This is a genomic window from Pseudomonas sp. HMWF021, assembly GCF_003061005.1.
Lineage (GTDB): Bacteria > Pseudomonadota > Gammaproteobacteria > Pseudomonadales > Pseudomonadaceae > Aquipseudomonas.
In genome coordinates this window covers 1-12,061 of the sequence record NZ_QAIK01000031.1, presented here as the reverse complement: position 1 = coordinate 12,061, position 12,061 = coordinate 1, and the positions used below count along the sequence as shown (strand labels likewise).

Here is a 12,061-nt window from a genome sequence, read left to right as displayed (position 1 = left end):
GTTCAGGGCCTGGTCAGGGAATTCGATGTCAGTGCACAGGATGCCCGGCAGTTTCTGCGCCGGGCCAATGCGTTGGCCATTTATGTGCGGCGCCAGTTTATCGAACACACCTTGTGGCGCACCGCAGATCAACCCCCGCAAACGGCAGGAATGCGTAACGGCCTGTTGTCGATGATGCAGGGACCCAGTTTCGAGGGCATCTTCCATCCCGAGTTCGGTAAACTTTGTCCCCCGCAAGCGCTGGAGTCGCAGGCCTCTCCAGTGGCGTATCTGCTCGATCTGTTGCGCTGGGTACAACGTATCGAGGACCTGGACAGCGCTGACAAGGATCAACGCTTGCCACTGCATCAGCGTCGCCAGGACCTCAAGCCCCTGTCGATTGATTTCAACGCGGTGTTTCAGTCGGTTTCGGCGGTTGATGTCATCGTCAAGGTGCTGGAAAAGTTCGTCGCCGTCCACGGCGATGCGGGCGGCGATGTTGAAGAGGCGATGATTCAGGCGCGCTACCCCAACGGCCTGCCGTATTACCAGCATTGGGCAACGATCGATACGGTGGCTCGTCACCACGGGATGTCGGTGGGCAACTTCGCTCACAGGGTGGACACGCACTATCCCTATTTTTTGCAGCCGTCCGCCTGGGACGAGGATGCCGGCCGGGCACTGGCGCATGCGTCCAGGCTGGGGCCATTTCAGCGACAGTTGCTGACGGAGGCAAGCCCATCGTTTGATGATTTAGAAGAACGAGAAGAGTTTTTTGCACTCAACTTCGGGACGGGGGGAGCAGGGGATTTTCCCACCAATCTCCTTCAAGTACCGCATTTCGGTGAGCGCACGAAACTCGATACACCGGGGCTGGAGGCCTTGCTGTCTGTACGCGGCTTCTCGCCGATACGATCAGTCAACGTTGTTTATAGCGGTGCTCCCCCGGAAGAGGTTGAAAGTGAACGCTCCGGGTCGGTTTACCTCAATGCCAACACAGCACCGGCTGTTGCAATCACAGGGCCTGAGGCATCGTTCATGCATAGGCTGACGCTGAGTATGGACAATGAAGCGGACTTTCTTCGTTTTGACCGCTTGAACCGAAAAATTCGCCTGGACCAGTGGCTGGGGTTACCCAGTGACCAGGTGGATGCGTTGCTGGCGGCGGCGATGCGTGCAGATGGCCGTCCTGCCAAGGCCAAGGCCGAGCCCGAGCCCGAGTGGTGGATCACCCCGAATGTGGTCAACGCCCTCGGTCTGTTCCAGACGCTGCGTGAGCGGTACGACTGCAGCGCCGAAAGTTTCGCTGCTTTTATCAATACCTTTTCCATTTACGGCCGGGGTGAAACGCCTTCTCAGTTTGACCGGATCTTCAACGCTAATAGCGACTATCAACAAGCGCTGATACTCGATGACAAACCGTTCAATCTGCTTCCCGATGAAGGTGCCGCTGACCTGACCGTCCTGCAGATCTGCAATGCACTGCAAATCGACCTGCAAACCTATTTTTATCTGGCCCTGGCCATAGCCAATGCGCAGGGGGGCAACGACAACACGCTGCGCCGTAACGCGCCAACCCTGTCGGCGTTTTTCCGCCTCGTGAAATTGCCGCGAATGCTGGGCATGACACCGGTCGAAGGTGTGTTGATGCTCAACGTCCTGGGGGGCAAGAGCTGGGTTGACGGGTTGGCCGGCGAGCCGCGTATTGCTGATGAGCAGGGCGAAGGCACACCGGATGTTTTGAACCTGATCTATGCCCTGCATTCCTGCGTGGAGTGGTGCAGCGAACGCAACATGCCGGTGGTATGGATGCTGAGCCATGTGGCGCCGGTACAGTCGGTGGCGGAAACCGAGGCCGACCGGCAACTGTTCGAGCAGATGCGGAATCTGTTGGGTGGCGCGCTGTTCACCAATGCCGGCCTTATCGTTGCCGGCGTCCCTGAGCTGCCGGGTGCCGACTGGCGCGAGCTGTTGACTGAACTGGTGGATGGCGACGGGCTGGTGCTGGCGTACGCGGGGACGCAGGAAGACTACCTGACGTTCGCCGACGCGATATTTGACGCTGCCGTTCGTGGTGGCCTCGGCGAAAAAGACGACGCGGTGGTGGCCGGGCTTGTCGAACGCATGCTCGGTGTATTGCTGCAGGCGCGTGAAGCGCAGGCTTCGCTGGTCAAGGAAAGCCTGGCGGTCTACACCGGGCTTGATGCCGAGCAGGCATTGCTGGTGCTGACCTGGGCAAACGCGACCGTGCACCAGTTGCTGCGCCAGGTCCTGGAACGTGAAGGGCCGGTCGCCGATAACCCGGCCCCGGGCCGCAGTGTGGATCAGGACCCGCTGCTCACGCTGTTGGCCGATGTGCGTAACCGCAGCGAGGTGATGGCGCAACTGGCGCTGAGCGCCGATGTGTTGCGCGACTATCTGGATTACGGCTACCGGGCGTGGCTGCAACAGGACGACCCTTACACGTTCACGGTGCACACCCTTTACTACCTGAGCACCCTGCCAAAGGCATTCGGCCTGAGCCGGCAAGCGCAACAGCAATTGCTCGATTATCTGCGCGAGGTCAATGCCTTGCCGTTCCTGGCGAAAGACAGCGATGCCTTGCGTCTGGCGCAGGATGCCAGTGCGATTCGTCTGGCCGAGCTCTTCGACTGGAGTGCACAGGAAGTGCGTGCGTGCGTCGTTCATTCGGGGGCAGAGGCGCAGATTCTGAAAAGCCTTGTGCAGCTGGACCTGCTGTTGCGGGTCAGGGTTCTGACATTGCGCACTGGCATGGATGCGCAGACGGTGTTGATGGTCGGCTTGTTGCCCCGGGAGATCAACAAGCCTGTGTATGCCGAGACAGCGGAGCGCGCGCTGTTGAGTCTGTCTGAAACAGATGCGCCGGTGCTGGGCAGTCGGGAAAGCCTCAAGGATCTCGTGTCTGTGTCTTGCGTGGCGGACAAACAGGAAGTGGTGGCCAACGCGGCCAACGCGGATGGCGAGATGACCTTTACCGTGACCTTGAAAGACAGAGACGGCAAACCGTTAGAGGGCGTGAAGGTTTACTGGCGTGCCAGCCTCGGCACCATCGAAGAACGCGAAACGGGGAAGGATGGTGTCGTCAAGGCGAAGTACGTCGCCGGCAAGGTAATGGGCACCGATACGCCGTTGTTCTGGCTGGACCTGTTCGAACCCGAATATGCGCCGGGCATCAATGTCATTGCCGATGCCGGTTCGTTTCTCTTCCCGGACAACTCTTTCTCGCCGACACCATTGGGAATGGTGCCCTACGGCGAGGAAGTCGAGTTGTATGCCCGAGTTGAGGACGGATACCGGAACCTTGCGAAGAACACGCTGGTGGTGTGGCACGGCGAGTCGCTCGATTCGCGTGAGATTGTGAATATCCGGCCGGCAGTCACCAGGACCAACCAGGCGGGCGTAACCCGGGTTTTCATTTCCAGCCCCACAGGCGGGACGTTCGATATCTCTGTCCACGTTGACGGCAAGTCTGAGTGGGAACACTTCGACCTCATCACCTTTGAAGGTCGCCCAAAAAACCTTAACCCAAGTCGCTGAACCCTGGCAGCAAGGCCACACTCATTTCAGGAGTCACGGACATGTCAACGAACACTTTGGGCAATCTGCTGGAAAAACGCCGCAACGCACTGGTTGAATTCAGCATTGCGAACGTCAGGAAGACGCAACCCAGATACAATTTTTTGAAAACCCCCGCCGACTTGTTCGAACTCCTGCGCCTGGATCCGCTGGACAACTATCCGGTCAAGAGTTCATGGGTGGCCGAGGCGACCAGTTGTGCGCAGCAGTTCATTCATGCGGCTTATCGCAATCTGGAACCGGGTTATGAAAAGGTCGAGTTCGACAAACAGGACCTGAGCGACTGGGAACTGGACAGCAATTACCCGGATTGGGCGGCACGGCAGATGATTGCAATCTACCCGGAGAATTTCATCACGCCTTTTGTGCGTCAGCGCAAGACCAGCCTGTTCAAGTCGCTTGAGAACAACCTGAACCAGACGAAGTTGACCAATGATTCGGTGCAGATGGCACTGGGTGACTATCTGCAGAGCTTCGAGCAGACCTGCAACCTGGACGTGATCAGCGCCTACATGGACGGCGATTCGCCGGCCATCGCCGACTACTATTTCGTCGGTCGCCAACGGGTGGAACCGTATCAGTATTTCTGGCGCAGGGCGCAGGTTGAGCTTGCGGCGAACTGTACGGCGATCAACCCGGCGGCCTGGAGCGAATGGCAGCCCATGGAACTGACGACGGGGCCGAAGGTGCTGGATATCCGTCCGGTTTTCTGGAGCGGACGGCTGTGTGTGGCGTGGGCCGAGTGGCAGGACGAGGTGGTCAGTGAACCCGAGGAGAACGAGCCGCCCCAACGGATACCGCCGCGGTTGAATCTGAACGTATCGTTCATGACCCAGGGCGGCCAGTGGTCGCCACCGCAAAGTCTGTACAGTGAACCCGCCAAGGGCCAGGCGCCGACGAATGCCCGCCTGCTGGTGACCGTGTGGGCTGACCATCAGAACCCCAAGGGCAAACTGGGCGTGTTGTTGCGTGCAACGGGGCTGGAGGTGGCGGTGGTGCGCGATGTGCTGTTTCGTCCGGTGGTCTCGGACAACGGTGACTGGCTGAGTCGGGCCGCGGACCAGCGCTTTACCGCACTTGAGCAGGTGCAGCATCCGTTGCGCAATCAGCCCGGGGTTGTTTCTACCGTCATGAAGGAAGGCCCGCTTTCACCCTGGCTGGATATTGAAGCACTGGCCTATCGCGTCGGCGACAACGACGTGCTTTGGGTTCGGGGTCTGTGCAGGCCAACAGGTCTGTCGGGAACGAACATCCCGATTGATTTCGCTCTGCAGAACCCGGCGGAAGGTGATGAAGGCCCGGTGACAGACAACCTCTCCACCGCAGGTGGCTGGTACACCCGGTGGCAGAGGTTTACGCGGCCAAAAGGTACATGGACACAACCGGTCACTTTTGAGTTCGGCGCGCAAGCAACATCGAATCATGGTCGTCGCAAGTTCGAACTAAAGATCCTCAACCTCACCGATTTCGCCCTCCCGTTCTTGCTGAAAAACACCGCCGATGCGGCGCAGTTTCTTGCGCTCAATCAGGCGTCACTAACGCTCAAGTACACCCGGCTCAATTCACTGTTCGGCCCGGAACTGGTCCAGCGTTCGAATATTTCCGTGGACGCGGTGCTGGATTGGGACACTCAGTTCCTGTCAGAGCCTGCTCCGGAAAAACAAACGATCGTTGAGCCGAACGGCATGTTCGACGGTGCCAACGGCCTGTTCTTCTGGGAGCTGTTTTTTCACCTGCCGCATCTGATCGCCACCCGTCTGCGCGCAGAGGATCGCTTTCTCGACTCGCAAAAATGGCTGCATTACCTGTTCGATCCGCAAGCCCCGGAAGTGACGATAGACGACACTCCGACGCCACTGAACCCCAAACCCAAATACTGGCGGTGTCGGCCATTGGCGAGTGGTGTGGGCAATATCGGCTTTGAGGTCATGACGCCGACCGATCCCGATGCCATTGGCTATGGGGCACCGAAGCATTTCGGGGTAGTGGCGTATCTTGATTACGTGAAAAACCTCGTGGCCTGGGGCGACTGGTACTACCGGCAATTGACCCGTGATGCGCTGGTGGCGGCCAAGCTGTGCTACGTGCAGGCCGAATTTCTCATGGGCAGGGCGCCGACGGTCAGCACGACCAACCTGTGGGAGGCGGAAACCATCGGCAGCCTGCTGGGACGCGGGCCGACGCGCCCGACCTTGTTCGAGTTCGAAAAGAACCTGGATTTCACTTTGGCCGATTTTCCGGTGGCTGCGGACATCGCACCTCGGTTGGGCCTCTTGGGGTATGAACCCTTCAAGGCGCCCATCAATGAACAATTACTGGCCATGTTCGAGTTGCCGACCCAGCGCCTGAGCAATTTGCGCAACAACCTCACGCTGGACGGCAAACCACTGGACATTCCGTTGTTCAGCCCGCCCACCGACCCCAATCAGTTATTACGTGACCTCGCTGCGGGTGGCCAGGGTGGCGTGCGGCCGATGGGCGGGCGTCTGGTGGTCGGCGCCTTTCGCTGGCGCGTCTCCTTCGAAGCGGCATCGCGTGCGGTGCAAACCCTGCAGGATTACGGCAATCAGGTTCTGCGCCTGCTTGAGCTGCGCGATCGCGCCGAACAGGAAGAAATGCAACAGGATCATCTGCTGCAACTGGGCACTTACGCCCAGACCGTGCAGGAGCAGACCATCGAGCAATTGCTGGCGACGAGGGATGCCCTGGCGGCGAGCCGGGAGGTGGCCGAAGAGCGGGCGGCAGCTTATGCACGGCGCTATGAAGAAAACATCTCGGCGGTCGAGTACGAGGTGATGGACAGCCTGCACAAGTCCAAAAAAATGTCGTTGGCCGCGTCCGTCCTCAAGCCGATTGGGGCGAGCATTGCGGCAGCGCCCAACATTTTCGGTCTGGCCAATGGCGGGTTCCGCCTCGATGCGATTCCCGAAGCACTGTCGCAATTACTTAGCATCGGCTCGTCAATGGTGCAGATGGACGCCGACAAACAGGCCACCACCGAAGCCTACCGCCGTCGTCGCGGCGAATGGCAACTGCAACGTGACCAGGCCTTGGCCGAGGTGCGTGCGCTGGACGCGCAAATCGTTGCCCAGGAACACGCCGTGCGCGCGGCCCGGCTCAGCCTGGAGCAGACCTTGCAGGCCAACCGGCAGGCCTTGACGCTGTTCGGCTTTCTGAAAAAACGTGCCAGTAATGCCGAGTTGTATGGCTGGCTGCTCGGTCAGCTCAAGGCGTTGCATTACCAGGCCTATGACGCGGTGGTCAGCCTGTGCATGAACGCACAGTCTTCGCTGAGTGCTGAAACCGGTGACTACCAGAACGTGATTCCCTTGCCTCAGGTCTGGCTGGACAACCGTCATGGCCTGACCGCAGGCGAGCACCTGCGCGCACATCTGGTGCGTATGGAACGCGAGTATCTGCAGCGTTACGAACGACGCCTTGAACTGGTCAAGACCGTTTCTTTGCGCCAGCTATTCGATGATGAAATCGATAAACAACCGGTCTTGCCTTCATGGTCACAGGCCCTGCAAGAGCTGCAGGAGACGGGCAAGCTGCAGTTTCATCTCACGCAACTGCTGTTTGACCGTGATCATCCGGGGCATTACTGCCGGCAGATCAGTTCGGTCGAAGTCGACCTGCCGGTCTTGACCGGGCCTTATGAAAATGTACGGGCAACGCTGGTGCAGACCGGAAGCATGGTCGCCACCCTTGGCTCGCGTGCATCGGTGGAGTATCTGCACCAGCCCCAGGTGGGCGTAGCGCCGGCGGATGTGCAGATCAACCTGCGCAGCGGGCAGCAGATCGCCTTGTCGATGGGCATCAATGACAACGGCATCACCACGATGAAACCCGATGAAGGGTTGCTCAACCCGTTTGAAAGTACCGGTGCGGTGTCGCGCTGGGAACTGCGCTTCCCGTGGCCGAAGAAAGAACCGCAGGCGGGCATGCTGGCATCGCTGACGGACATCATCGTGCGCATCCGCTACACGGCCAAGGCTGGCGAGACACCGTTCATGCGAGCGGTCGAAGATCTGGTGACTGTGGCTGAGAGCCCCTTGATCGTTACCAACACCCAGGGAGAGAACCGTCATGAATGAATCAGGCGTACTGGCCAATAAAAATCTGGTGGTTAACGGAGACTTCGCACTGGCACTTCAAGGGTGGAAGAAAGGGCACCCCAGCCACGAGGTGCGAACCAGGAGCGATGAGTACGAGGGTGGGCGAATCAGTGTGATGTCGGCACTCAACGGTGGCTCGGCCAGTCAAGAACTGACCACGCCCAAGACCGCCTCTGATCAGGCCCGGTATGTACTGACGTTCCTGTGCGAGAACCAGTACAGCAAGCCGGGCAGACTGGTCATTCGTCTTGACACGCAGAATCTGGAGAGGGAATTCGAACTGGAACCCGGCCCGGCCCGTGATGAGCAGCAAGACAATCTGCGGCTGATGCACGGCGAGCCGCTGGCCTTCGTACCCAAGGCTTATGAGTTCGCGCTGGACATGCCCATAAGGGAGCAGGAGCCTCTGATTGTCAGCGTTTTCAGTCCGCTCGTCGAAAGCGGTGATATGGTCGCTGGCATCCTCATCACCCGTATCAATATCCGTCTTGAGCTGGCGCCGGCGAAACTGCAGACGTTGCGTCTGGATGAGCAAAAGCATCCTGTTGACAGGGCCTTGCCGCTTTGTCTGGGTGCCATCAGTACCAAACGCCATAAGTTCGGTGTCGAGCTGGCGCCGGACGATATCTGGCAGGACACCAGGGCCGCTTTGCACAGTGACGACAACCCGCAGGGGGCGGTTCACGCGTGGCCTTTCTGGGGCGATGATTTTCTGCTGAAATATGACTGGAGTCTCGACTGCCCGTTCATAGGTGATCAGGAGCCCTATGAGTTCACGATGCGCCTGGAGAACGAGTACACCGCCGAGCCTTGTCTGTTGAATGTATCGCTGGGGCATCATCGGCTGATGTTCAGCCAGGTACAGGAGGCGGCTTACTACCCGGTGCTGGAGCTTAAGCAAAGCGTTCGCCTCGGGGTGCAGGTGGCGTCTTTTTACACCGGATTCGAGCTGCCGGGGCGTACCGTGAGCTGGTCGGTGGTCGGCCAGAAATCAACAGTGCAGGTTGTGACCGATGAACAAGGCTGGGCGTATTTCGACTATCAGCCCATAGCCGCCGGCGATTTTATCGTCCAGGCCTCGGTGGACAGTCTGTACTACGAAAGCGGCGTGTTTACCCAGGGCCTTGCGGTGCGAGTATTGGCCAGCGATCCATGGAAAGAGGTCATGGCGGTCGCCGAAGGTATTCCACAGCCTTGGGAAGACCGGATTGGCTATCCCAACCGTGGGTCTGATTATTCGCTGCAACTGAAGCTGCCGGACGCCAGCCCGTTGATCGGCACCGATCTGTCTTTGCACTGGAGTGGCGTCTCGCATGAGCAACTGGGCGTGGACGTCAACCCGGCGCTTGAAGCCCCGGTGAACGTCACGAACGATTCGCCGAGCTGGACGCTGACCAGCGAGGATCGCCAGGACGGCCTGTTCGAGTTGTCGCTGCAATGTTCGAAACTGCTGCTGCGCTCGCCGAAAAAACGCATGTCACTGGCGCGCAATCGGGTGCGCATTGGCGAGGTGCGTGAAGCCAACAAGTTTCCTGTCGTGGACGAAAACGAAAGTGTGCTGTTACGCATTCAAGTGCTGCACCTGCTGACCTCCGGTGACGGTGACCCGGTACAGAACGCACTGGTTGACTGGGTGACCCCCGAAGGCACGGTGAAGGCTGTGACCGGCAGTGGTGGCTGGGCCAGTTTGATGTATCAGCCGAATTCAGATGGGGACAAAGACATTACCGCGAGGGTCAGGGCTCACGCTGATGCTCAGGCGGATAAGCACGTGTTCAAGGTCACCGCTCACGCAACCAGTCCGTGGAAAACCCAGGTCAGGATATTGCTCGATGAAGTGGAAGTGGACAGGGTCGTACTGGGGCTGCTGTGCCATCGCGGCGAATCCCATGTCCTGAAACTGCTGCCGGTGGCAGGCAGCTCGCTGATCGGTCAAAACGTGACGCTGAGCTGGCGAGATACGGCGCCGGATATCGGCATGACCGTGACTGACCTGGGCGCTGCGCGGCCACTGCCCGCCGATGGCCTGCAGTGGACGCTGGCCTCGTCGTCGGCCACCAGTCGCAGCGGTCTGTTCGAACTGAAACTGGGCACCCCTGTGTTCAACGTGGATCGGGAGTTGTTCGGGCGCTTGTTCGCTGCTGATTTGAGTGAAGAGCTGAGCGTGCAACTGGATCAGGTTATCGCGGCGCCTTCGGACAACGCTTTTCATCCATGCCTGGGTGCGACGCACGATTTCAACGTGCTACCCAACCCATTGAGCCCTCTGGTCGGGCTGGACATGCAACTGAGCTGGACGGGCACTCCGGCTGAGCAGTTGGGTGCTGTGGTCACTCCCGCACCCGGCACGGCGGTGCCGGTGGGCGATGGGGGCGCGCGCTGGGCACTGGACTTCACTGCCAGCGAGTTGCCGGGGCAGTTCGCGCTGGCAGTCAGCCTGCCGCAACTGGCGCTGAGCCTCAGCGCACATCCGATGCGTCTGGGGCATAACAAGGTGCTGATCAACGCCTATCGCGAATCGGCCGTGGATTCGGTGGTTGGGCAGGACCCCGTCTGGTCGTGGGTACAGGTGTTTTCTGTGCATACCGAACGGGCCGTTGCCGGGGTACCCGTGGCATGGCGCAATGAACATCGCACCGCCTCGATTGTCACCGACGCCGAGGGTTGGAGCGGTTCCGCCTATTCACCTGTCGCGGCAGGTGAAAAGACCGTGGAGGCTGTCGTCACCAGTCTGTTTGACGGGTATCGGGAGTCGAGAAACCTGACGGTCAACGCCCTCGCGAGCGATCCATGGGAAGGCGTGAAGATCAATTTCAAGAACGAGGAAACGCATCTCTGGGGCGAGAAAACCTTCTTCCCGCGGCGAAACTATCCACACGTGTTCCGGATCCTGGCCGAACCGGACAACCCTCTGTTCGGCCAGGAAATCACACTGGGCATGACCGGGACCGGGCCGTTGGCGCTGGGCGGCATCACCTTTGTGCCGCCGTTGGGCGTCCCGATCCTCTTTGACGAGGCGGTGAAACGCGAGTTTTCCTTGAGGGCGGGCGACGTCAAGGACGGCAGTTTCGCCTTGCGTCTGGCAGCGACACGTCTGGCCAGACTGTCGCCGGCCAATGCAATGTCATTGGGCGAGGGAACGCAGGTGTACAGCCTCGCAGCCAATGCCAGCACACAGCAGACGCTGGACTGGGGCGAGGAACTGGTTGAGCAGGTCAAAGTGGTGTCGTCGATCAGCGGCCGGCCCATGGCCGGTGTCGAGGTGACCTGGCGCAACGCAGACCTCGACACGGTAACCGGCCTGACCGACTTTTATGGCGTGGCGAAGATCCGCTTCACACCCAAAACACCGGGGCTTTCGGCGGTGAGTGCGAGTGTGGGGAATGAGTTCATTGCCTTGCCGTTTACGCTGCAAGAGCCTCGGAAAATTCATGCGCTGACCAGTCCCAAGCCCAATGGTCATGTGGGGGAACGTGTCTCAGCGATCGTCAATGTGGTCTCTGCCAGAACAGGCGAACCCTTGCCTGACGTTGAAGTGGCGTGGGAGTACCCCGACAGAATCCTTGCTCCGACGAGAACGGATGCTGAAGGGAATGCTCGAGTGGAGTTCAGAATGCCGGGGATTCGGACGGGTGTACTGCACGCCATCGTGACCGGTGGATATAGTGGATGGGAGATGGAAATCCTGGTTTTCACATTGATACCAAATGCAACATCGGCGGTGTCCTCCAACTCGGTTTCACGTTCGACCTGGCTGCAGGAATTCACGCCTTACATCGATAACATTAAGGTCAGGTGGCCGGATCTCAAGCTCACTCTGGTGGAGAAACAGCCGTGTACGTTAACGCTCGATTATGAGTACAGCTGGCTGATCGGCGATCCGGACGCCTTTCTTGTTCTCGATTACGTACCGGGTAAAGAAGGACAGGGACTGAAGTTTGATCCTCCTTTGGGGCAAGCGTTGCAGATGGCCGACGGCACAACTTCTCTGAGCTGGTCCATTTCCGTCGAACAGCCATCGGACAGTGAGTTTGAGTTGCAATTTGCTATTCCTCGAATCCCGGAGTTGCCGCAGTCTCCGCAAGTACCTGGGCGTGTCATTGATATTGCGCAAGCGGTTGACGTTGAGTTTGACCAGTTCGGGGTTGTTTTCGGAACGAGTACGGCCTATCCCTGCCAGGGAACAAAGCACACGCTAACTGTAAAACCAAAGCCTTCGAGTCCCTTGTTGGGCGAGCCTGTAAGGCTGTTCCTGGACGGGGGAAATATCGAGAAATTTGGAGTGCGAGTGACGCCAGCGTTGGAGAACCCTCGGTTGCTGACTGAAGCAGGGCTGACGTGGGAGCTGGATTGTGTGAATGGGCAGA

At 59.2% G+C, this 12,061-nt stretch carries 3 protein-coding genes; all 3 read left to right on the top strand.

Annotated features, from left to right (window positions below):
- The first annotated feature begins 150 nt into the window (after nt 1-150).
- Complete coding sequence (locus DBR18_RS03350; protein WP_371921064.1) at nt 151-3,537, top strand: Tc toxin subunit A; 3,387 nt, start codon at nt 151-153, stop codon at nt 3,535-3,537.
- Nucleotides 3,538-3,578: 41 nt separating this feature from the next.
- On the top strand, nt 3,579-7,673 hold the full coding sequence (locus tag DBR18_RS03345) for a neuraminidase-like domain-containing protein (protein ID WP_108589248.1): 4,095 nt from the start codon (nt 3,579-3,581) through the stop codon (nt 7,671-7,673).
- Nucleotides 7,666-12,061, top strand: a 4,396-nt coding sequence (locus DBR18_RS03340; protein ID WP_146188729.1) for a hypothetical protein, incomplete at its 3' end; no start/stop codon positions are given. The genes DBR18_RS03345 and DBR18_RS03340, both read left to right, overlap by 8 nt.